Annotated in this window: 23 protein-coding genes; all 23 read right to left on the bottom strand. The window is 61.3% G+C overall.

Going from position 1 to position 22,504, the window contains the following annotated elements; genetic code table 11:
• Nucleotides 1-3: 3 nt before the first annotated feature.
• The 23 genes from rpoD to G485_RS24780 all read right to left on the bottom strand — a co-directional run bounded on the left by rpoD (nucleotide 4) and on the right by G485_RS24780 (nucleotide 22,480).
• A complete protein-coding gene (gene rpoD, locus G485_RS0101850) occupies nucleotides 4-1,128 on the bottom strand; it encodes an RNA polymerase sigma factor RpoD (protein ID WP_027091118.1) in 1,125 nt (374 codons plus the stop codon).
• Between the two features lie 33 nt (nucleotides 1,129-1,161).
• Nucleotides 1,162-2,991: a DNA primase gene (gene dnaG, locus G485_RS0101855; protein WP_027091119.1), complete on the bottom strand. Its 1,830-nt coding sequence runs from the start codon at nucleotides 2,989-2,991 to the stop codon at nucleotides 1,162-1,164.
• Nucleotides 2,992-3,126: 135 nt separating this feature from the next.
• Nucleotides 3,127-3,597: a YaiI/YqxD family protein gene (locus G485_RS0101860; protein ID WP_027091120.1), complete on the bottom strand. Its 471-nt coding sequence runs from the start codon at nucleotides 3,595-3,597 to the stop codon at nucleotides 3,127-3,129.
• Nucleotides 3,598-3,858: 261 nt separating this feature from the next.
• Entirely contained in the window at nucleotides 3,859-4,668 is an 810-nt protein-coding gene (locus tag G485_RS0101865; protein ID WP_027091121.1) for a pyruvate, water dikinase regulatory protein, read from the bottom strand.
• A gap of 21 nt (nucleotides 4,669-4,689) precedes the next feature.
• The gene (gene glyS, locus G485_RS0101870) at nucleotides 4,690-6,777 is read right to left on the bottom strand and encodes a glycine--tRNA ligase subunit beta (RefSeq protein WP_027091122.1); all 2,088 of its coding nucleotides are present in this window, start codon (nucleotides 6,775-6,777) and stop codon (nucleotides 4,690-4,692) included.
• Nucleotides 6,770-7,657 (bottom strand): glycine--tRNA ligase subunit alpha, encoded by an 888-nt coding sequence (gene glyQ / locus G485_RS0101875; protein WP_027091123.1) that lies wholly within the window; start codon nucleotides 7,655-7,657, stop codon nucleotides 6,770-6,772. Before glyQ ends, glyS begins: the two co-directional genes overlap by 8 nt.
• A gap of 845 nt (nucleotides 7,658-8,502) precedes the next feature.
• A complete protein-coding gene (recO, locus tag G485_RS24770) occupies nucleotides 8,503-9,450 on the bottom strand; it encodes a DNA repair protein RecO (RefSeq protein WP_084423057.1) in 948 nt (315 codons plus the stop codon).
• A gap of 57 nt (nucleotides 9,451-9,507) precedes the next feature.
• Entirely contained in the window at nucleotides 9,508-9,666 is a 159-nt protein-coding gene (locus G485_RS28700; RefSeq protein WP_084423058.1) for a YqzL family protein, read from the bottom strand.
• A gap of 93 nt (nucleotides 9,667-9,759) precedes the next feature.
• A complete protein-coding gene (gene era, locus G485_RS0101895; protein WP_027091124.1) occupies nucleotides 9,760-10,656 on the bottom strand; it encodes a GTPase Era in 897 nt (298 codons plus the stop codon).
• 1 nt (nucleotide 10,657) lies between these two features.
• Nucleotides 10,658-11,092 carry a cytidine deaminase gene (cdd, locus tag G485_RS0101900; protein WP_027091125.1) on the bottom strand — a complete coding sequence of 145 codons (435 nt, stop codon included), beginning with the start codon at nucleotides 11,090-11,092 and terminating at the stop codon, nucleotides 10,658-10,660.
• A 54-nt stretch (nucleotides 11,093-11,146) separates the two neighbouring features.
• Complete coding sequence (locus G485_RS0101905; protein ID WP_027091126.1) at nucleotides 11,147-11,536, bottom strand: diacylglycerol kinase family protein; 390 nt, start codon at nucleotides 11,534-11,536, stop codon at nucleotides 11,147-11,149.
• Entirely contained in the window at nucleotides 11,533-12,057 is a 525-nt protein-coding gene (gene ybeY, locus G485_RS0101910) for an rRNA maturation RNase YbeY (protein WP_027091127.1), read from the bottom strand. Before ybeY ends, G485_RS0101905 begins: the two co-directional genes overlap by 4 nt.
• Nucleotides 12,054-14,324: an HD family phosphohydrolase gene (locus G485_RS0101915; protein ID WP_027091128.1), complete on the bottom strand. Its 2,271-nt coding sequence runs from the start codon at nucleotides 14,322-14,324 to the stop codon at nucleotides 12,054-12,056. Before G485_RS0101915 ends, ybeY begins: the two co-directional genes overlap by 4 nt.
• Before the next feature lie 24 nt (nucleotides 14,325-14,348).
• Nucleotides 14,349-15,314: a PhoH family protein gene (locus tag G485_RS0101920; protein ID WP_027091129.1), complete on the bottom strand. Its 966-nt coding sequence runs from the start codon at nucleotides 15,312-15,314 to the stop codon at nucleotides 14,349-14,351.
• A gap of 61 nt (nucleotides 15,315-15,375) precedes the next feature.
• A complete protein-coding gene (gene yqfD / locus G485_RS0101925; protein WP_027091130.1) occupies nucleotides 15,376-16,563 on the bottom strand; it encodes a sporulation protein YqfD in 1,188 nt (395 codons plus the stop codon).
• Between the two features lie 119 nt (nucleotides 16,564-16,682).
• Nucleotides 16,683-16,961 carry a sporulation protein YqfC gene (gene yqfC, locus G485_RS0101930; protein ID WP_027091131.1) on the bottom strand — a complete coding sequence of 93 codons (279 nt, stop codon included), beginning with the start codon at nucleotides 16,959-16,961 and terminating at the stop codon, nucleotides 16,683-16,685.
• A 327-nt stretch (nucleotides 16,962-17,288) separates the two neighbouring features.
• Nucleotides 17,289-17,942: a flagellar biosynthesis protein FlhF gene (locus G485_RS0101935; RefSeq protein ID WP_027091132.1), complete on the bottom strand. Its 654-nt coding sequence runs from the start codon at nucleotides 17,940-17,942 to the stop codon at nucleotides 17,289-17,291.
• A 5-nt stretch (nucleotides 17,943-17,947) separates the two neighbouring features.
• Nucleotides 17,948-18,940 (bottom strand): flotillin-like protein FloA, encoded by a 993-nt coding sequence (gene floA, locus G485_RS0101940; protein WP_027091133.1) that lies wholly within the window; start codon nucleotides 18,938-18,940, stop codon nucleotides 17,948-17,950.
• A gap of 104 nt (nucleotides 18,941-19,044) precedes the next feature.
• On the bottom strand, nucleotides 19,045-20,469 hold the full coding sequence (locus G485_RS24775) for an NfeD family protein (protein ID WP_051317948.1): 1,425 nt from the start codon (nucleotides 20,467-20,469) through the stop codon (nucleotides 19,045-19,047).
• Between the two features lie 187 nt (nucleotides 20,470-20,656).
• Nucleotides 20,657-21,100: a GatB/YqeY domain-containing protein gene (locus G485_RS0101950; RefSeq protein WP_027091134.1), complete on the bottom strand. Its 444-nt coding sequence runs from the start codon at nucleotides 21,098-21,100 to the stop codon at nucleotides 20,657-20,659.
• Nucleotides 21,101-21,115: 15 nt separating this feature from the next.
• Complete coding sequence (rpsU, locus tag G485_RS0101955) at nucleotides 21,116-21,289, bottom strand: 30S ribosomal protein S21 (protein ID WP_027091135.1); 174 nt, start codon at nucleotides 21,287-21,289, stop codon at nucleotides 21,116-21,118.
• 174 nt (nucleotides 21,290-21,463) lie between these two features.
• Nucleotides 21,464-21,811, bottom strand: coding sequence for a histidine triad nucleotide-binding protein (locus G485_RS0101960; protein ID WP_027091136.1), 348 nt, complete (start codon nucleotides 21,809-21,811; stop codon nucleotides 21,464-21,466).
• A gap of 75 nt (nucleotides 21,812-21,886) precedes the next feature.
• Complete coding sequence (locus G485_RS24780; RefSeq protein ID WP_035154351.1) at nucleotides 21,887-22,480, bottom strand: hypothetical protein; 594 nt, start codon at nucleotides 22,478-22,480, stop codon at nucleotides 21,887-21,889.
• Nucleotides 22,481-22,504 lie beyond the last annotated feature (24 nt).

Raw genomic sequence — 22,504 nt, forward strand, 5'->3', positions numbered from 1 at the left:
GGCTTATTCGAGGAAATCTTTTAGCCGTTTGCTGCGGCTCGGGTGGCGAAGCTTGCGCAACGCCTTCGCTTCGATCTGGCGAATCCGCTCGCGCGTAACGCCAAATACTTTGCCCACTTCTTCCAGCGTGCGGGTTCGGCCGTCATCCAGGCCGAAGCGCAGACGCAGAACGTTCTCTTCCCTTTCGGTAAGCGTATCGAGCACGTCTTCCAGCTGTTCCTTGAGCAGCTCGTAAGCCGCCGCGTCGGCCGGGGCCAGCGCTTCCTGGTCCTCGATGAAGTCGCCCAGATGCGAGTCGTCTTCTTCCCCGATCGGCGTCTCTAGCGATACCGGCTCCTGCGCGATTTTCATAATTTCGCGGACTTTGTCCACGCTGAGCTCCATCTGTTCGGCGATCTCTTCCGGCGTCGGCTCGCGGCCCAGTTCCTGCAGCAATTGCCGGGAGACGCGAATGAGCTTGTTGATCGTCTCCACCATGTGAACCGGAATCCGGATCGTGCGGGCTTGGTCGGCGATCGCGCGGGTAATCGCTTGCCGAATCCACCAGGTGGCGTAGGTGCTGAATTTGAAGCCCTTGAGGTGATCGAATTTCTCGACCGCCTTGAGCAGTCCCATATTGCCCTCTTGAATCAGATCGAGGAACAGCATGCCTCGTCCCACGTAGCGCTTGGCGATGCTGACGACCAGACGAAGGTTGGCTTCCGCCAGCCTTTTCTTCGCTTCTTCGGCCTCCTGGCCTCCGAGCTCGATCTTCTTGGCCAGCTCGACTTCGTCGTCCGCCCCAAGCAGCGGGACTCGTCCGATCTCCTTCAAGTACATCCGGACCGGATCGTTGATCTTGATGCCCGGCGGCAGCGACAGATCGTCGTCGAAGTTAAAGTCGTCGTGCCCTTCCTCGTCGCTTCCGCGTCCAAGTTCGTCGTGATCGTTGACGACTTCGATGCCGAGATCGGCCAGCTGCTCGAAGAAATCGTCGATCTGATCCGCGTCCTGATCGTAGGGCGAGAGCTTCTCCATGATATCTTTATAGGTCAGGGCGCCTTTTTTCTTGCCCTGTTCAATCAGTTGGGCCTTGACTTGCTCAAGCGACATTTCCGTCTCCAAACCGGTATGTTGATCGTTCGCCATTTCCGACTCCCTCCTCCCCGGACATGCAGCGGGTCAACCCTCTTTCCGCTGCTTCTCCAGGGCGATAATCTTTGTTAAAATTTGCGCGGCGCGCAAAGGATCGCCTTGTTTCTCTGCACGATGCATTTCCTCGTACATCTGCTCGATTGTCGAAGCCGCATCCACGGATTCGATCGTGCGCAGGCAATCCTCCAGTTCCCGTTCGCCGAAGGGGACTTCGATCAGCGCGATGGCGCTGGCCGCCCGCTCCAGGCGATCGTCCTGCAAATATGCGATGAACCGGCCGAAATCCGGATCGTTGCCTTGCGAATAATAGCTATATAAATAAGCGGCGATGGCCGCGTGATCCTCGACATGAAAACGATCCCCCAGCCGGTTCTGGACGAGGAACGCCGTCTGCGCATCCTGCATCATCCAGGAGATGAGCTGCCGTTCCGCTTGCACGAACGCCGGCTCGAGAGGAGGGTGTTTGGTTGAAAATCGGTATTTATTCCATACATTATTCCACGTTCCGTCCGGAATATCCCCAGACGTTCCCAATTTCTCTTGTCTGCGGATGTCCGCGACTTCCTGCTTCAGCGAATCGACCGATACGCCGAATTCCTGCGACAGCTCCTTCAGAATCAATTCCCGTTCCGTCGGGGAATCCCGGCGGGCGACGAGCCGGACCGCGTCCCGCAGATACCGGATCTTCCCATCTTCCTCTAGGAGTATATGGGATTTCCTTAAATAGATGAGCTGAAATTTGACCGCCGATACGGCGCCTTCCACGATCTCCCGGACGAAAGCTTCCGGACCGTGCGTTCCGATGTATTCGTCGGGATCCATCCCTTGCGGCAGCAAGCCGACCCGAACCCGGAAGCCCGCGTTCTCCAGCAGCGGCAAGCTCTTGTAAGCTGCGGCTTGTCCGGCGTTGTCGCCGTCGTAGCAGACGATCGCTTCGTCCGCGAACCTTCGCAGCAGGGCCGCATGCTCGGCGGTTAACGCCGTCCCCATCGTGGCGACCCCGTTCTCGACGCCCGCGGACCAGGCCTTGATGACGTCGACGTAGCCTTCGAACAGGACGACCTGACGCGTCTTGCGAATGGCGCTGCGCGCTTCGTATAGCCGGTACAGCGTCCGGCTCTTGGCGAACAGCGGCGTCTCCGGCGAGTTCAGATACTTCGGCTGCCCGTCCGACATCAGCCTTCCCGCGAACGCGATGACGCGCCCTTCGTTGCCGTGGATCGGGAACATGACCCGGTCGCGGAAGCGGTCGACGTAGCCGTCGCCGTCGTGCTTGGCCGACAGCAGCCCGCCCTTCTCCATCTCCGGCAGTTCGAAGCCGTTCCGCTGGAGCGCCTGCGCGAGCGTATCCCAGCGGGAAGGCGCGTAGCCGAGGCCGAATTCCTCGATCAGCTTGTCTGTAAAGCCGCGGGACCGCAAGTAATCCATCGCGGGCTTGCCGGCCGCGGTATTGCGCAGCACGTAATGGTAAAGCTTCTTCGCGAAGCCGTTCGCCTCAAGAAGCTTCTCCCTCTCCTTCTGCCGCGGGGACGGTTCCTCCCCTTCCTTGGCCGCCGACCAAGAGACGGGAATGCCGGCCTCCTCGGCCAGCCGCTTGACGGCTTCGGGAAACGTCTCGTTCTCCATCTCCATGACGAACTTGATGACGTTGCCGCCTTTGCCGCAGCCGTAGCAGTGAAAAATTTGCTTCTCCGGGGTAACCGTAAACGAAGGCGTCTTCTCGGAGTGGAACGGGCAAAGTCCCTTCAGATACTTGCCCTGCTTGGTCAGGTGGACGTAACGCCCAACCGTCTCCGCGATGTCGAAACGGCGCAAAATCTCGTCGATGGTCGCTTGTGGAATCATGCCGTTGTTCATACTTTGAGTCCACCTTCTCTTACGCGATTCGTCCAAGACACCAAAAGCCGATCTCTTCGGAATCTTTCGCCCGACGGTTCCGCCCGGACCGTTCGCCCGAGCGGAACCATTAGACACGGCACGTAATACAATTCGCTAAGGTTGCCGATTCTCCTGCATCCCCCGCAATAGAAAAGTCAGTTTTTGTTGGAATCTGGCGCGGTCTTCGTCGGTGAAAGGCGGCGGACCCTTGGTGCGCTTGCCTCCGCGGCGCATCCGGGCCGAATGGTGCCGCTGCGCGAGCAGTCCGTCGATATCGGACTCCCCGATCTGGCGTCCGCGCGGCGTCAGCACCGCTGCGCCCCGGGCCAGCCCGAGCGCGGCCAATCCGTAGTCGCCGGTGACGAGCACGTCCGACGGCTTGATCGCGTTCGCGATATACAGGTCGGCCGCCTGATCGGAAGCGTCCACCGTAACGACTTCGACGCCGGGCTCGGCTTCGAGCCGATGGGCGTGCGACGACACCATCAGCGCCGTTGCGCCGCAGCTTCGGACCGTTCGGGCGATTTCCGGCTTGACCGGACAAGCGTCGCCGTCGACCACTACCCGATTTTTCAACGGGATCATCCGACATCACCACATATCCCGTCCAATGTTTGCCGTATTATTATATACGCTAAACGGGCGCAAAATCCTGCCTGCGCCCCATTAAATTTTAAAATGATATACCTTGCGCCCGACGATGTCAAGACCTCAGCCTTAATTCTGTGGATTTTTTGTCAAAAGTTCCCTTCGAGCCTCTTCATGCAACAACCAGCCGAACCGCGAACGGCAGGCTGGTTGAAGGTTGAAGCGCTTGTCGAAAAATCGGATCGGCCGCGGCCGACGTTATTCCTTCTCCAGATACTCGATGATCAGACTGGCCGTCTCCTCGACCGCCTTGTTCGACACGTCGATGACGAAGCACCCGATCTTCTTCATAATCTGGCTCGCGTATTCGAGCTCCTGCTCGATTCGGGCCGTCGTCGCATAGGAGGCGGAATCCGGCAGGCCGAGCGCCTTGAGCCGTTCCTTGCGGATGGCGTTCAGGGCGTCGGTGCGGATCGTCAGCCCGATGACCTTGCGCGGGTTGACGAGGAACAGCTCCCGCGGAGGAACGAGCTCCGGCACGAGCGGAACGTTCGCGACCTTGTACGTTTTGTGTGCGAGCACCATGGACAGGGGCGTCTTCGACGTGCGCGACACGCCCGTCAGCACGAGGTCCGCCTTCATGATGCCGGTCACGTCCCGGGCGTCGTCGTAGCGGACCGCGAATTCGACCGCCTCCACCTTGCGGAAGTAGCTCGCGTCCAGCACGTGGTTCAAGCCGGGCTCATGACGCGAAGGGCGGCCGAACATCCGCTCCATGTTGTCGATCAGCGGTCCGAGCAAGTCGATCGTGACGATTCCGCGCGCCGCCGCCCGCTCGTTCATATATTCGCGCAAGCGCGGAATCACGAGCGTGTACAACAGAATGCCGTGGTCGCTTGCGGCCATATCCAGCACGGCGTCGATCGCTTCGATCGTCTGAATGAAGCCGACTCTCCGGATATGAACGTGAAGCGGATGGAACTGCGCCGCCGCCGCCCGCACGGCCAATTCGCCGGTATCGCCGGCGGAGTCGGAGACGACGTACACCGTTACGTTTTCGGACGACATCGGCCTCACCTCCCTAACGGATTAACCGACCCACTTGGAGAAATCCGCGAACGACTTCACGTCGTCCGCAATGCTGGCGAGCAGCGCCAGACGGTTGCGGCGGACGGCTTCGTCTTCGGCCATGACCATGACCGCGTCGAAAAATGCGCCTACGGCATTCGTCAGCGAACGCAGCGCTTCGAGCGCATCCGCCATCCGCGCTTCGACAAGCGCCTTGGCGAATTGGCCGTGCGCGTTCTGCCAAGCCTCGTACAGCGCCCCTTCGGCGGCGTCCTGGAACAAGCGGACGTCCACAAGACGGGATTCGTCGGCTTTCGCGGCGAGGTTGCAGACGCGGTTGAACGCCTCGACGGCCGGCCGGAACGCTTCCTTGCGGCTGTCTGCGGTCTCGGCCTGCAGCGCCTGCGCCCGCAGCAAGGTGCGGCGGACGTCGTCGCAGCCCGCGCTGAGCACCGCGTCGATCACGTCGTAGCGAATTTGCTGCTCGGTCAGCACGTTCTTGACCCGGAGAGAGAAGAATTCGTTCAGATCCTTCACAATATCGTACGCTTCGCGCTTCAGCGGACGGGCTGCGGCTTGCGCATCGAGTCCGATCTGGAACAACTCCGGCAGCGGCAGCTCCAGCTCGTGCGCCAACAGCGTGGAGACGATGCCCGCCGCCTGGCGGCGCAGCGCGTAAGGGTCCTGCGAGCCGGTCGGCACGATGCCGATCGAGAAGCAGCCGACGATCGTATCGAGCTTGTCGGCGATGCCGACGATCGCGCCGACGAGCGAAGCCGGCGGCGTGTCGCCCGCGTTGCGCGGCGAATAGTGCTCGTTGATCGCCCGGGCTACGGCGTCCTTCTCCCCGGCCTTGCGGGCGTAATCTTCGCCCATGATTCCTTGCAGCTCGGGGAATTCGTACACCATTTGGGTGACCAGGTCGAATTTGCACAGCTCGGCCGTGCGGTCGACTTCGGCCCGAACCGCATCGTCCACGCGGAGCCGCTGGGCCAACCGGTCGGAAATGGCCCGAACGCGTCGAACTTTGTCAGCGACCGTACCCAATTCCTCGTGGTAGACGATGTTTTCCAGCTTCGCAAGGAATTCCGGAATTTTGACCTTCTGGTCTTCCTCGTAGAAAAACTTCGCGTCCGACAGACGCGCCCGCAGCACCTTCTCGTTCCCTTTCGCCACGACGTCAAGCGACAGCGCGTCGCCGTTGCGAACGGTGACGAAATGCGGCTGCAGCTTGCCTTCCGCGTTCAGCACCGGGAAGTAGCGCTGATGCTCGCGCATCGACGTGATGAGCACTTCCTGCGGGATGTTCAGGAACGAAGGGTCGAACGAACCGGTCAGCACGGTCGGCGTCTCGACGAGGAACAGCACTTCCTCCAGCAGATCGTCCTTCACCGCGATGTGCCAGCCGCGTTCCTTCGCCAGCTGCTCGATGCCGGCGACGATGGCCGCCTGGCGCTCCTCGACGTCCGCGATGACGTGCTGCTCGCGCAGCTTCGCCAAATATTGCGAAGGCTCGCCGATGACGGCGTCGCTGCCGAGGAATCGGTGCCCGCGGGAAACGTTGCCGGTCGCAACGCCGGCGATCTCGAACGGCACGACTTCGGAACCGAACAGCGCCACCAGCCAGCGTATCGGCCGGACGTAACGCAGCTCGTAGGAGCCCCAGCGCATGTTCTTCGGGAACGTCAGCGATGTGGCCAGCGCGGGCAGCGCCTCCGGCAGCAGCGCCGCGGTCTCGACGCCGACGCTCGACTTGTTGGCGTATACGTACTCCACGCCGCCGAGCTCCTTGAAGAACAGCGCTTCCGGCTCCACGCCCTGGCTGCGCGCGAAGCCGAGCGCAGCCTTCGTCCAGGCGCCGGACTCGTCTAGCGCGATTTTGCGGGCCGGTCCCTTGACTTCCTCGCTGACGTCCGCCTGCTTCTCCGACAGCTCCGTCACGAGGACGGCGAGACGGCGGGGCGTCGCGTAGGCCTTCACTTCTTTGTACCCCAAACGGCTGCTTTCGAGCCATTTCTCCGTTTTATCCTTCAACTGGTCCATCGCGGCCCGCACGAAGCGCGCCGGCACCTCTTCCAGCCCGATCTCGAGCAGCAGGTCCTTAGCCATCGATCTCCACTCCTTTCTTCAGCAGCGGGAAGCCGAGCCGTTCGCGCTCCTGCAGGAAAGTCGCGGCCACCTGCCGCGCCAGATTGCGGACCCGTCCGATATAGCCTGTGCGCTCCGTGACGCTGATCGCGCCGCGCGCGTCCAGCAGGTTGAACGTATGCGAGCATTTGAGCACGTAGTCGTAGGCCGGGAAAACGAGGTTCTCGTCCATCGCCCGCTTCGCTTCGGCTTCATACGTCGAGAACAGCTGGAACAGCATCGGAACGTCGGACACCTCGAACGTATATTTGGAATGCTCGTATTCCGGATGCTTGAAGACGTCGCCGTAGGTGACGCCGTCCACCCATTCCAGGTCGAATACGTTTTCCTTCTCCTGAATGTAGGAGGCGAGACGCTCCATGCCGTAGGTGATCTCTACGGCCACGGGATGGCAGTCGATGCCGCCGACCTGCTGGAAGTAGGTAAACTGGGTCACTTCCATGCCGTCCAGCCACACTTCCCAACCGAGCCCCCACGCGCCGAGCGTCGGCGATTCCCAGTTGTCTTCGACGAACCGGATGTCGTGGTGGCGCGGATCGATGCCGAGCCGGCTCAGGCTTTCCAGGTACAGCTCCTGGATGTTGTCCGGGGACGGCTTCATGATGACCTGGAACTGATGATGCTGGTACAGGCGGTTCGGGTTCTCCCCGTAGCGGCCGTCCGCCGGCCGGCGGGAAGGCTCCACGTAAGCGACGTTCCACGGCTCCGGACCGATCGCGCGCAGGAACGTCATCGGGTTCATCGTTCCGGCGCCCTTCTCCACGTCGTACGGCTGCACGACGATGCAGTTCTGTTCCGCCCAGAACTGCTGCAGCGTCAGCGTCATTTGCTGAAAATTCATGTCTGGCACTCGCTCCTTTTATATTCCCTCAAGCGGGCTGAATTCGGGCGTTCGCGGGAATCGTCGGAATGCAAAAAACCCCCGTCCCACGTCTGCCCGTTGCAGACGTAGGGACGGGAGCGTATGTCCCGCGGTTCCACCCTACTTGGCTTCCGGCCTTAAGTTCGCGCGAACCTTCCGCATCCCGGGGACGCTTCGGTCCGGCGCGCGCCGAAAACCCGCTCTTTCACGCCTAGCGGCCATCTCTCCGGAGCGCCATGTTCGCCGGTTCGTCGCGCCGGGCTCGCACCTTCCCCGGCTCGCTGCGGTTGCCGACGGGCAACCGGCTACTTTCTCCTTCATCGAGAGCATATCCGTTTGTAGGCTCATTCTATCTTATCGGGGCGCCGCGTGTCAAACGTCCGGCTCGTCGATTGATGTGGCAGCAAGGCGTCTCCATCTACCATTGCGGTATGCGTCGTTATAACGGCGTTCAACGCCTCACGCCGGGAAAGTGCTGCCGTCCCGCGCTGGCGCTCTCAAGCTTGCCCTTCCTAAGCTTGCCTCCCTAAGCTCATCTTATTAAGCCTGCCTCCCTAAGCTTGCCTCCCTAAGCTTGCCTCCCTAACGAACCGTAGCGTTCTTATGAGCGTCTAAATTGTTCTTTTGAAGTTTTAACGAACCGAAAACACGTTAATGAGGACCAAATTCGAGAAAATGCCGCCCAATGTATGGAATAGCGACGCTGGAGTTCGTTACAATTTCAAAACACGTGATTTTGTGCAAATAAGGTGTACTGAGTTCGTTAGGCATCGGTTCGTTAACGCGGTTCGCAATGAACGCATTCTAATTGCAACGCCGGCATGTTAGGAATCCGCATCCCGCCGCGGCTCCGCTTGCGGCGTCGGCAGCCCGCCAAGCGCATCCGCTGGCCGATCGGTCGCCGTTTCCGCCGACCTTCCGTGCGACGCTTCCGATGCCCGTTCAGTCGCCGCTTCCGCCGGCGGCTCCAGTTCCGCCTCCGCTTGCGCCGCAGCGTTCCGCGCCGCGCGAGGCTCCGGCGAAGCCAGCTCGGCCATCTTCTCCCATTGATCGAGAAAATGCTGCGACTTCAGCTTCAGCCCGAGATGATGATCCAGCCATTTGCGCATCGCCCGGCGAAGCTGCTTCTTGTAAACGTCCTTGACGCTAATCTGCCCGAGCCTGCGAAGGTCTAGCGCCGCGAACAGCCGCAGCAGCTTCCACACCGTCTCGCCAAGCTCCATCGCCGTCGGGTCCTTGTGCCTGCATCGGCCGCAGAGCGCTCCGCCAGCGGCCGGACTGAACCGGAACGGCGCGTCGGTCCTCCCGCAGCTTGCGCACTCGTTCAACACGGGCGCGTAGCCGACGACGGCGAATATTTTCATCTCGAAGGCGCGGATGACGATCTCGGCGTCCTTCCCCTCCGCCAACGCGGTCAAGCAAGCTTTAAACTGGTGAAAGAGGAAGCTTCCTGCGTCCTCTTCCCCGACCGCCCGGTCGCACAGCTCCGCGGCATAGGCGGCGTAAGCGGCCGCTTCAAGCCCTTCCCGAAGCTCCCGGAACGATTCGATGATCTCGCCGCTGTTCAGCGTTCCGAGCTGACCGGATTTGTAGAAAGAGAAGTCCCCGTATGTAAACGGCTGGGCGAGCGAGGAATAGCGGCTTTTGAGCTTGCGCGCTCCCCTTACCACAATGCCCACCTTGCCGTGCGTCGGGGTCAAAATCGTAATGATTTTGTTGCCTTCCCCGTAATCCGTGCCGCGTATGACGATTCCTTCCATCCGATAGAGCATCGGACTCTCCTCCGTATCTGCATCCGCGCAAAGTGCGGATAAGCCGGCCGGCGCCCGTCAGGACGAGGCCGGCTCGGCGGCTGCTTCGCCGCCTTGCAGCTCGGCAGCCGGCTCCGGTGCGGAGCCTTCCGTTCCGAGCTCGCTCATTTCTTTGTACAGCAAGTAAGCTTCGATATCGCCGGTTCTCGTAAAAACGTGCCACGTGAAATCTCGCACGGCGCCTCATCCTCTCCCGACGGAAATGAATTGCCCGAATTCCGTCTTTAGGATGCCTCCCGAGGTCCGGCGGTATGCCTGACAATGTCTAGACTATTCGTGGCGGAAGCCGAGCGATTTGAGCACCGACTCGCGGTTGCGCCAATCTTCCTTCACTTTGACCCATAGCTCGAGAAAAATTTTGGAACCCAACAACCGTTCCATGTCTTCCCGCGCGAGCTTGCCGACTTCCTTCAACATCGCCCCGTTTTTGCCGATCACGATGCCCTTCTGCGACGGCCGCTCGACGTAAATGACGGCCCCGATCCGGACGACGCCGTTGTCCTGAACGCCCATGCTCTCGATTTCGACCGCGATCGAATGAGGCACTTCTTCTCGCGTAAGCTGCAAAATTTTCTCCCGAATGAGCTCGGCGCAGACGAATTGCTCCGGATGGTCCGTCACCTGGTCGGCGGGATAATACATCGGCCCTTCCGGCAAATATTTGGCCACCTGCGCCAGCAGCGTCGAGACGTTGTTGCCGTGCATCGCCGACACCGGAACGATCTCGGTGAAGTCGTGCAGCTTGGCGTATTTCTCGATGACCGGCAGCAGCGCTTCCGGATGCACCTTGTCGATTTTGTTCAGCACGAGGAAGACGGGCGTGTCGACTTTTTTCAACTGTTCGATAATAAACCGGTCGCCGCCGCCCAACTCCTCGGAGACGTCCGTCAGGAACAGGACGGCGTCCACCTCTTCGAGCGCGCTCGTCGCCGACTTGACCATGAAGTCCCCCAGCTTCGAGTTGGGCTTGTGAATGCCCGGCGTATCGAGGAAAACGATCTGCATCTCGTCCGTCGTGTACACGCCGTGAATTTTGTTGCGGGTCGTCTGCGGCTTATCCGACATGATCGCGATCTTCTGCCCGATCACCTGGTTCATCAGCGTCGATTTGCCGACGTTCGGACGGCCGACGATGGCTACGAACCCGGACTTGAATTTCTCCTTCACGTTAAGCGTCCTTCTTTCCGTAATTCAAATCTCGCGGCGTGAAAGCTCCCGGCAGCAGCTCCGCGGCCGTGCTCACGCGCACGTCCCCCTTCAGGTTGCCCATAATGACCGGCATGTCGGGCGCGCACAGCTCCGAGATCACTTGCCGGCAAATGCCGCAAGGCGTAATCGGCCCCGGCGTGTCGCCGATGACGGCGATCGCCTGGAACGAGCCGGCCGCGTGCCCGTCGGCGACGGCCCGGAACAGAGCGGTCCGCTCCGCGCAATTGGACGGCCCGTAGGCTGCGTTCTCCACATTGCACCCGTAATGCACGTTCCCTTCGGAATCCAGCAGGGCGGCTCCGACCTTGAATTTCGAATAAGGCACGTAAGCGCGCTCCATCGCTTCGGCCGCAGCTTCGAGCAGCCGCTCCTTCGTCCAGCCGTTCCAGTTCATCGTCTCCCGCTCCCCTATAAAAAATGGATGATAGCTTCGCGCGCCGCTCCCGCTCTACCCGAGCAGCCGGCTCCAGAGCGGCGGTCCCAGCACGATGACGCCGACCGCGATCGCGTAGACCGAGGCGGCGAGCACCGCTCCGGCCGCCGTATCCTTGGCGACTTTGGCCAGCTCGTGCGAATCCGGCGAAACCAGGTCGACCGCCCGTTCGACAGCGGTGTTCAGCAGCTCCGTCACCCAGACGGCGGCCACCGCGGACAGCAACCACAGCCAGTCTTCGGCCGGAAGCTCCAGCCAGGCGGCGGCCGCCAGCACGACGACGGAAGCGGCGAAATGGATCCGCATGTGCGGCTCGTTCTTCATAGCGTACAGAACGCCTTCGATAGCATGCCGGAAAGACTCCCTTTCCGTTCGGTTCCAGTGCCGATTGCCTCTCCCGTTCAACGGGACAACCCCGCTTTCGACAGAACCGCTTCCTGCTTCGCGAACATTTCCTTCTCCCCGTTCTCGTCTTCGTGATCGTAGCCGAGCAGGTGCAGGAATCCGTGCACGAACAGAAAACCGAGCTCGCGCTCCACGCTGTGGCCATATTCCTCCGCTTGCGCCAGCGCGCGGGGCACGGAGATGACGATGTCCCCGAGCAGTTCCGCGAACGGATCGCCGTCCGCTTCCTCCGGGTTCTCGTCCTCAAGCGTCTCAAATTCGTCCTCGTAATGAATTTCCGGGTCCTCGCCGCCGCGCATCGGGAACGACAGCACGTCCGTCGGCTTGTCGAGGCCGCGGTACTCCCTGTTCAATTCGCGGATGCCTTCGTCGTCCGTCAACGTCAGCGTGACGACGCCGTCTTCGATGCCTTCCATCTCCCCGGCCGCGTTCAAAAGCTTCTCCAGAAGCGCCGGCCAGCCGCTCTCCGCCGCCTCGTCCGCTTCGCTTCTCTCGTCAATCCATTCCAGCGCCAGTGTCATGCTTGCTGCTCCTTTGTCTCTTTCCGATTTTTCAATTCCTTGTCGTCAGGATACTCGATTCGCGAGTGGAACATGCCGATGACCGTCTCCTTGAGTGTCTGGGCGATCTTATCCATCTCGCGCAGCGTCAGGTCGCATTCGTTGAACTGCTGGTCGTCCAGCCGATCCTTGATGATCTTCCCGATGATGTTCTCCACCTGCTCGACCGTCGGATGATCCAGGGAACGGACCGCGGCTTCGACGCTGTCCGCGATGCCGACGATGGCCGCTTCCTTCGACTGGGCTTTGGGCCCCGGATAGCGGAAGTCGTCTTCCTGCCACTCGTTCTCCTTCCCTTGCTGCTCGGCCTGCTTCACCGCTTTATAATAGAAAAATTTCAGAAACGTCGTTCCGTGGTGCTGCTCCGCGATGTCGCGGATTTGCTTCGGCAGCTTATACTGCTTCAGCATCTCCGCCCCGTCCCGCGCGTGGGCGATAATGATCGACGCGCTCACCTTCGGGTCGAGCTTGTCGTGCGGATTGACGCCGCCGTTCTGGTTCTCGATAAAATACGACGGCCGCTTCGTCTTGCCGACGTCGTGATAGAACGAGCCGACCCGGCAGAGCAGACCGTTGGCCCCGACCGCCTCCGCCGCCGCTTCCGACAAATTGCCGACCATCAGGCTGTGATGGTACGTGCCCGGCGTCTCCGTCAGCAGCTTGCGCAGCAGCGGGTGGTTCGGGTTGGACAGCTCCACGAGCTTCAGCGCGGACAAAATGCCGAACGTCGCTTCGAAGAACGGCATAATGCCGATGACAAGCACCGCGGTCAGAAGACCGCTCGCGAACATGAAGGCGACCGACTGCAGCAATCCGAACCGGTCGATGTCGGTTTCGACGAGCATCAGGGCCACGACCGCGACCGAGCCGAACAGGCTGACCATGATGCCCGCTTTAAGGATGGACGACCGCTGGCTGGCGCGATGAATGGCGAGCACGGACGTGAACGAGACGACGGCGGCGATGAAGCCGTACCGGAAGTCGAACACCGACTGCTGCCCGACGTTCAGAATGATGCTCGCGAACATGGTGAACAGCAGGGAGCTGACCAGTCCCAGATGCATGTCCAGAAGCAGGGTGACCAGCATGCTGCCCATGGCGATCGGCGCGAGGAAGCCGATGTTCGGCCATCTCTCGCTGTGCGCCAGCGCGACAAGATGCATCATCAGCAGATTAATGGCGAAAATGATCAGCAGCATGAGCAGGTGCACGTTGCTGCGCTTGCCGGCCGATTTCGCCGATTCCCCTCCGTTCGTCAGCTCTCCGTAGACATAGAACGACAGAACGAACAAAATCGACAGCAGCAGCGTGCCGAGCTGCGGCCAGTAGTTTTTCTTCTCCTTGAGCAGGCCCATGCTGTCCAGCCGGTCGTACAGGTCCTGCGTAATCGTCTGTCCCGCCTTGACGATGACGTCGCCCTGCTTGATGACGACGGCCGGCGTATTCTGCTTCGCCTGCACCTTCGCTTCTTCGGTGGCTTCCTTGTCGTAGAACTTGTTCGGCGTCACGACGAACTTCGCCAACTCCTGCACCGTCTCGCGCTGCACCCGCTTGGACAGCGAGCTGCCGTTGACGAGCTCCGCCACCTTGATGCGGGCGGTCTCCGCGTCGGCCAGCGACTCGCTCACCAGCTTGCGGACGATTTCCTTCGCGACAGGCCGCATCTCCGCGATCTCCTCCGACGTCAGCTGCGGAAGCTTGTAAAACGTCTCCTGCGGGATGCTGTATTTCTGGTCCTTGATGACCTTCTGCATTTCCTCCAGAAGGCTCGCGGAATATGTCTCCGAACCGGTGTTGGCCAGCACGAACGAGGAGATGAAATTGTCGAGCCGCTCGGGAATTTCCCCGCGGTAAATCTCGACTTTGTCCGCCGTCGTCACCTGGTCGTCCTGGTTCAATTGATCGATCCGCACGAGAATTTCGTCGATGAGCAATTCGTTGTGCAGCGCCACGTTGGAGTAGACGGGGCCCACCTTGTCCGCCGCCTTCTCCTGCGCCTCCAGCGTCGCTTTCTCGTCCACGACCTGATGGGGGGCTTTGATGTCGTGCGCGCTCTTGGCGTTCAACGTAATATCGTACGTCTCCGGCACGAGCCGGGAAGCGAGACTGAAATAAAAAAGCAGCACAAACACAAGCAGCAACAAACCCTTTACTGCTCCGCTGTGCTTCCATCCCCCTGCTGAAAAGGATGACGATACACTCGCCGGGCCTCTTCGTTTCCGATTCATCCGGCGCCCTCTCCTTTACGTTGGTTATTCTTGCTGATCGTTGTTATAAGCAAGGATAATCTTCTGAACGAGCGGATGCCGGACGACATCCTGCTCCGAGAAGGTGACGATGCCGATCTCCGGAATCGATCCCAAAATGCGCCGGGCTTCGATCAGACCGGACTTCTTGCCCTTGGGCAAATCGATCTGCGTGACATCGCCGGTAATGACCATGCGGGAGCCGAATCCGAGCCGCGTCAGAAACATTTTCATTTGCTCTCCCGTCGTATTCTGGGCCTCGTCCAAGATGACGAACGAATCGTCCAGCGTGCGGCCGCGCATATAGGCGAGCGGCGCGATCTCGATCAGCCCCCGCTCCTGCGCCTTGGCGACGCCGTCGGGGCCAAGCACGTCGTTCAGCGCGTCGTAGAGCGGCCGCAAGTAAGGGTCGACCTTCTCCTGCAGATCGCCGGGCAGAAAGCCGAGGTTCTCGCCCGCTTCGACCGCGGGGCGGGTGAGCAGAATTCGCTTGACCTTGCCTTCCTTCAGCGCCGCGACCGCGGTCACGACGGCCAAATACGTCTTGCCCGTGCCGGCCGGGCCGATGCCGAATACGATGTCCTTCTTGCGGATCGTCGTGACGTAATGCCGCTGTCCGAGCGTCTTGGGGACGATCGGCTTGCCGCGGAACGTCGTCGTAATCTCGCCGTGGAACAGGGAGAGCAGCTGGTCCGCCTTAAGCTCCCGGGCCAATTCGTGGGCGTAACGGATGTCCCGCTCGCCCAGCGTCAGTCCGCTGCGAATCAACTGGAGCAACGTCTCGAACAATTGCTGCAGGGAGCGAACTTCCGCTTCGGGTCCTTCCACGACAATTTCCGCATCGCGGGAATGAATCGCCGCATTCGCCTCCTCCTGAATGAGCCGAAGGTACCTGTCCTGCGGACCGAATAACGCAAGCCCTTCCGCCGCGTTGCGGAGCGGTATCGCGATGATTTGCTTGGTTTCCGACAAAAAGCCTCATTCCCCCTGATCGATCATGCTAGCGATGAATGCGCCCGCGAAACGGGCCGCTTCACGGGACACTTTGAACGATTGGACGTTCGACCGCGATGGATTGCTCCACCTCGAATAGAACATTTAAGATCACTTTACCATTCTCCGTATGTTCATGCAAAAGTTTTTCGGCTTTGATGACGGCCCCCTTGCCGCTTGCCGCGAGCAATTCCTTGCGCGCCTGGGCTAGGCCCGCCGCCTTCGCCTCCGCTTCGGTCAGCTTCCGTTCCTCGAAGACGACTTCTTTCTCCTCTTCGATATATTTACCCAGCGGCAGCGTCCAGTTCCCGATCCGGAACCGCTTCAGATCGGACAGCACTTCGGATTGGGCGAACGGTTCGTGCCCGTAGCCGGAAATTTGCAGAGCCCGGTTCCCGATGAGCAAATAGCTGCGGTTGTGCGCTTCGCCCGTAAACCCCTTCGTCTTCGTCGTCAAGGGGGAGACGATCCGATATTCGTGCCAGACGAGCCCCCGCACTTCCCCTTTGGAGACGACCATTTTCGTCCGGTCGCCTTCGCCCACGATGCCCGAGATGAGCACGTCTCCCTTGCGCACCCGGTCGTTGCGCTGCACCTTGGGCCGCCCGTTCTCCGCAACGATCCGGGTGACGACCGCGTCCGTCTTCGCGATCAGGTCGCGCGGACTTTCCAGCGGCTTCTCCTCCGGCTTGGTCGACTCCACGACGGTTATCGTAATGCGCGTTCCCGTCTTCACCACGCCTACCCAGGAGGCGCCCGGAAGCCGTAGGGCGAGCTTCTCTGCCAGCTGCGACGGGTCCTGCAGGCGGAACGACCATTGGAACGGGTAAATGCCCTCCGCTCTGGCCGCCTGGCGGATTTGCTCCGCCGGTATCCGCTCGGTCCCCTCCACCTGCACGTCCCAAACGAGGGTGGACAAAAGGAACAGCATGAAGACGAAGCCGAGCATGCCGGCGGCGAACGTCTTGCGGCGGGACAAGCGCGCCATCTGGAAAGGCAGGCCGCTGCGCTCCATAATGCGCGTGCGCGCCCGGGCCCGGCGAAGAATGGGGCGCATGCGGAAAAAATCCGCGAGCGACACCCGGAACACGAGCTTGCCGTCCCTGGCGTAGGAGATGTCCCACAGCTCCAGCTTCGAGACCGCCTCGGCCAGGAAAGCGTCGGCGTCGCCGGACACCAGCTTGACCGTTACGAATCCGCGTGCGTATTGAAACCAGTTTCCTTTCATCGAGACCTCATCCTTCCCGGACCGGACCCGCAGGCGCCTGCGCGCATCGGGCTTGTCCGCCGCTTATCCGTCCGTCGCGCCTCTACCGCCTCCGAATGCCTGGCTTCGGGGCGGAGAGGTCAACGCTTCAGCAGTACTCCCGTAATTGTGCCTTCCACCAGCACCTCTTCGGCGCCGATGTTGCGGATCGTCAAATCTTGTCCCGTCACTTCCAGCTCGCCCTTCTCCATCGCAAGACGAAGCGATTCGGGCGAGAAATGGAGAACGCCGCGGTGGTTCTCCACCGTCAGCTGTATGCCTCCGATCATCGTCACCCGCGGAAGGTCGAGCACGACGTCCTGCGGCAAGTCGAGGATGCGAGCGGTCCAGTTGCGGAGCTTGCGGACGACTCGTGGCATGACGCGCCTCCCCTCCTTTACGGTAAAACATATGCAGCGGGGACGCGGAAAATGATTTGGGGAGGGAGCTGCCAAGCAACAGGAGTGCGCGGGGATGAGCGATGGGGGTGCGCGGGGCGGCGGGAGAGAGCGGAGGCGGGCACCGCCACCCCAGCTCGCGGGGACCGGTGCGCCGGAGCAGCCACACTGGGGGGCGGCAGGGTCCGGTAGGATGCGGGCAGCGGCGGCGGGTGGGGGCGCTGTAAGCTACCGTCTGTGCTAGCGAAAACAAAAATGCTATCCCCCGGCCGGCGCTTCTGACCGGAAGGGATAGCATGCAGGCTCGCGCTAGCGTCTATAAGGCTTGCGGGCGCGCGGCGGGCCGAGAATTTCGGCCAAGACGACGGCGCGGCTCCATTCGTCGCGCGGCAGCCTTATACCCGGAGCCTCGGCCGCGGAAGCCGGCAATTCGCCGATCGAGCGCGCGGGCGATTCCCGCGTCCGCTCGGCTTCCTCCAACCGGGCGGCGACGCCAAGCCCATCGGCAGGCCGGCTCACAGTCGTCGCCGGCGCGTCCGAAGGCGCAGCCGCGCTCCGGCTTGGGCGCTGCTCGGCCTCCGTCCGCTGCGGCGGAAGCTCCGCGGGCCGGGCTTCCAGCCATCCCGGACGCGGACGAGACTCCGGCGAACGCTCGCTTCGCGGGAGCGTCCGTTCGCGCTCGCTCCGCCCTAGCGGCAGCGGTTCGCCCTCCGGGCCGGGGCTGCGCTCCGGACCAGGGGCGGCCGGGCGCGCCGTCTCCTCGGCCGCTCGCTTGCGGGCGCTTCCGCCGGGCGGAGCCTGCCTCGGGCGCCGCAATTCGCCGCCGCCGCCGAAATCGGGCATCCGACGGTTCGGATTCGGCTTTTCCAACGGGGATTTGCGGAAAAACATCCCGTAGACAAGCCCGACGACGACGATGACGACGTAATAGTGCCGGATAAGAAACTCGATGATCGCCTCCATCGCAATCAACGTTCCTCTTTGCCGTTACCCGGGGATGCGTCGGACCGGCCGATCGAGCTGCGCATTTGCGTGTCGGCTTCGAGATTTTTCAAATTCATATAATCCATGACGCCGAGCTTGCCGCCCTTCAGCGCTTCGGCCATTGCCAGCGGCACTTCGGATTCGGCCTCGACGACCTTCGCCCGCATCTCGACGACGCGCGCCTTCATCTCCTGCTCCTGTGCGACGGCCATCGCCCGGCGCTCCTCCGCCTTCGCCTGCGCGATCCGCTTGTCGGCTTCCGCCTGCTCCGTCTGCAGATGCGCCCCGATGTTTTTGCCGACGTCCACGTCCGCGATATCGATCGACAAAATTTCGAACGCGGTCCCGGCGTCCAGCCCTTTGTTCAGGACGGTGCGCGAGATGGAATCCGGATTTTCCAACACATCCTTATGGGAGTTCGAAGAACCGACCGTCGTGACGATCCCTTCGCCGACGCGGGCGATGATCGTCTCCTCCCCGGCGCCGCCGACGAGCCGGTCGATATTCGCGCGCACCGTAACGCGGGCTTTGACCTTCACCTCGATGCCGTCCTTGGCGACGGCCGAGACGATCGGCGTCTCGATGACGCGCGGATTGACGCTCATTTGAACCGCCTGCAGCACGTCGCGCCCGGCCAGGTCGATCGCCGCCGCCCGTTCGAACACGAGCGGAATGTTCGCCCGCTGGGCCGCGATCAGCGCGTTGACGACACGGTCGACGTTGCCGCCCGCCAGAAAATGGCTCTCGAGCTGGTTGATCGTCAGGCCGAGTCCGGCCTTCGTCGCTTTGATCATCGGGTTGACGATCCGGCTCGGGATGACCCGCCGCAAGCGCATGGCCACGAGCGTAATGATGCTGATGCGCACGCCCGAAGCCCAGGCCGAAATCCACAGCATAAACGGGAAAAAGCTGAAAAACACTGCAAGCACGATGACGACGACAGCGATCAAAATGAGCAATTCAACGTTCCAGTCCATAGAACCCCTCCGCTACCTTAATAATATCGGCTTCACCGTTCACCATCGGCTAACGCCGCCGATTCCAGTCCCTTGAGCCGCACGTTACGACCGTGAGCCGTACGTCACGACGACGCGCCGCCGGCATTCGCGTTCCCCCGGCCGATCTCCTTCACCACAATCCGGGTTCCGTCCGCCGCCGTCACCCGAACGGACCGGCCGGCTTCCACGAATTCGCCGGACGTCACGACATCCACCCGCTGTCCGTCCAACTCCGCCACACCCGCAGGCCGCAGCGCCGAGAGTGCAACGCCTTCCTTGCCGATCCAGCTCTCCCGCGAAGCCTGGGGAATGTATCCTTGCTCCGCCGTCAGCCGTTCGCTGAGCACAAACCGGTTCCACACGCCCCGCTTCCGCAACGCGTAGACGACAATCGCGACGAGGACGAGCGCCGTCAGCGAGGCGATGCCGAGCGACCGGAGCGCGTCGCCGGTATCGAAGGCGGCCATCCCGATTCCTGCGGCCACGCCGGCGATGCCGAGAATCCCCAAAATGCCGAAGCTCGGCACGAACATCTCCAGAACGAGCAGCGCGATCCCCAGCAGGAACAGCACGATCGATTCGGCCCCGGCAAACCCTGCGATAAACTGCCCGAAGAAATAGAGCCCGAACGCCAACAGTCCGACGATTCCCGGTACGCCGAAGCCCGGCACGAGCAGCTCGATCAAAATGCCGGCGATGCCGGCGATCAGCAGAACCGTCGTCATGCCGTCTGCGGTCAGCGCGTGCGACACGCGTTCGAACAGCGTCGGCGTCACGTTGACGGTCGTCCAGGCGTTCATGCCGCGCCACTTGATCGCATCCTCCACCGACCCGGCGACGGTGTCCGCATAGCCGACTTTCAACGCTTCTTCGGCGGTAAGCGAAATGATTTGCCCCTTTTCCTTCGTCTTGCCGAGCGGCTTCATCTCCACGACGAGACCCGGATCAACCATGCCCGCCGCAATCGCTTCGTCGCGTCCGTGCAGCTCTGCGGCCGACCGCATCTCGCTCGTCCAGAAGGAGACGGTCTTCGGATTGTCCACGGCCTCCCCTTCGGCGTTCACCACCATCGCCGCGCCGATCGTCGAGCCGGGCGCCATCGCGATGCTGCCGGCGTTTAGAGCCAAGTATGCGCCGGCGGAAGCCGCCTTGCCGTTCACGAAGGCGAGCGTCGGAACGGACGAAGAGCGAATGCGGCTCGCGATCTCGTCGGCGCTCCGCAAGCTTCCTCCCGGCGTGTCGATCTCCAGAACGATCAGAGCGGCGCGCGCTTGCTCGGCTTCGGCGATCGCCCGATCCAGGAACGAAGCGAGCCCCCGCTCCACTTCCATTTTGACCGGAATGACATAGACCGTTCCTTGCGCGGGCACGGCCGGAGCCGCTTGCACCTCCGCACGCGCCGATTCCGCCGCCGGCCAGCCAAGGAAGAGCGAAGCGGCCAGCACAAGCAGCATCGCGAGCGGTCCGAGTCGGCTGCGGCCGGTTCTGTCCGATAGAAGCAACGGCATCCCTCCCGATTCGTATGGGTTCCCCCGGCCGCAAGCCGCGATCCGGGAGCTTCCCCTTATGATTTTCCAAATTACGCTTTCATACGTCCTTCGTGTGCATCCGGTTGCAAAAATCGTCAAAAACCGTCCCTCTCACGCAAAAAGCACTCCCGCTCTCGGGAGTGCTTTGCTTGTTGTCTCGGGAAAATCATTGCAATTGTTGCTGGACGATTTGGTTGACGAGCTTGCCGTCGGCGCGTCCCTTCACCTTCGGCATCAACGCTCCCATCAACTTCCCCATATCCGCTTTGGAAGAAGCACCGGTCTCTTGAATGGTCTGCGTAACAATTGCTTTGATTTCTTCTTCGGTCAGCTGTTGAGGAAGGTATTGGGCGATGATATCGATTTCCGCTTGCAAATCCTTAGCCAGATCGTCCCGGCCCGCCTTCGTAAATTCCTGGAGGGAATCTTTGCGTTGTTTGACTTCGCGGCTCAGAATATCGAGCACTTCGTTATCCTCAAGCGGTCGGCGCAATTCTATTTCTTGATTCTTGACCGACGCACGAACCATTCGAATCGCGGAAAGCCGGAACTTGTCCTGTGCCTTCATCGCTTGCTTCATGTCTTCGTTCAAACGTTCCGCGAGGCTCATGTAGCGAAACTCCTCCTAGAACTTCCGTTTACGAGCAGCCTCGGATTTCTTCTTCCGTTTGACGCTCGGTTTCTCGTAGTGCTTACGTTTTTTCAGTTCCGCGAGAACGCCGTCTTTTGCGATAGACTTCTTGAAGCGGCGGAGTGCAGCGTCGAGTGATTCATTTTTGCGAACTTTCGTTTCGGACACCAGTTTTCCCTCCCTCCGGAACAGACCACAACACACGGTTATCAAACCTCATTATAGGTGATCGGGAAAGGGGGTGTCAACTTTCGCCCAACCGTTTCCTCCGATTTTCGGTCTTGGGGAGCCCACGGCCGCCGGCGAGCTCCTGCCGCGGCTTCCCGCAGCCGTGCCAAACCGTCAGTTCTTCGCGTTTAACGGCCCCAGTTTCTCCCCGCCCAGCACGTGAAAATGGATGTGGAAGACGACTTGTCCGGCATCCTTGCCGACGTTGTTGATCACCCGGTAGCCGCTGTCGCCAAGGCCCGCCTCGCGCGCCACCCTCTGCGCCGCGAGCGCGACGCGTCCGAGCAGTTCGGCGTCCTCCGGCGCCGCTTCGTTCAGGGAAGCGATATGCTTCTTCGGAACGACGAGCAGATGAACGGGCGCTTGCGGCTGAATGTCCTCGAACGCGTAGACGTATTCGTCCTCGTAAACTTTGCGGGAAGGGATCGAACCTTCGACGATTTTGCAGAAAAGACAGTCCATCCGTTGCATACCTCCACAAGTGGTCAATAGTTCCATCTTACCTCAAAGGGTCGGGCGCGTCCAACGCCCGTCACGCTACTTGAGCGCGTCGGCCAGCTGCCGAAGCTGCTCAAGCGCCTTCTGCGCCGAGTCGGGCCACTCGTCTCCCGCGGCCATCTGACGGTAACGGTCGCCGCTTGTCGGAACGGTATAGGCTTGCAGCGTCTGCTCCAGCTCGGCGCCCGCTTCCTGCACGAGCTTCAATATGTTTTGTTCATTGCTTGTCAACGGACCGTCGTGGTTGCCGATCGGCTCCAGCTTCGTCCAGAGCGTCTGGAGCGGGCCGGAGGCGGCTTCCGCCGCCTGCTCCTTCGTCTGGCCGTTCAGAAGGGCGGACTTGTACAGAACGTTCACGCATTCGCCCGACAACCCCTGGGCCTGGCCGAGACGCTGCTTGATCGGCAGCCGTTCGGCCGCGTCCGCGGACTGCGCCAAATTGCCGACTTCTTCATTAAGCAAGCTGGCCATCGTCAAGCAGCCATTGTACTCGGAGGCCAACTGCATGCCCCGGTCCGTCTTGGACGACTGGTCGTCGAGCAGCCATTTCGAATAGAGCGCCACGATAAGAACCGCCAGCACAGTAATGACGAGCAGCAGCACCGGGACGGTGTACGTTTTTTTACCGGACATGGAATCTCCTCTTTGCGTTGGAAA

Source organism: Cohnella thermotolerans DSM 17683, from assembly GCF_000429825.1.
GTDB classification, from domain to species: domain Bacteria; phylum Bacillota; class Bacilli; order Paenibacillales; family Paenibacillaceae; genus Cohnella; species Cohnella thermotolerans.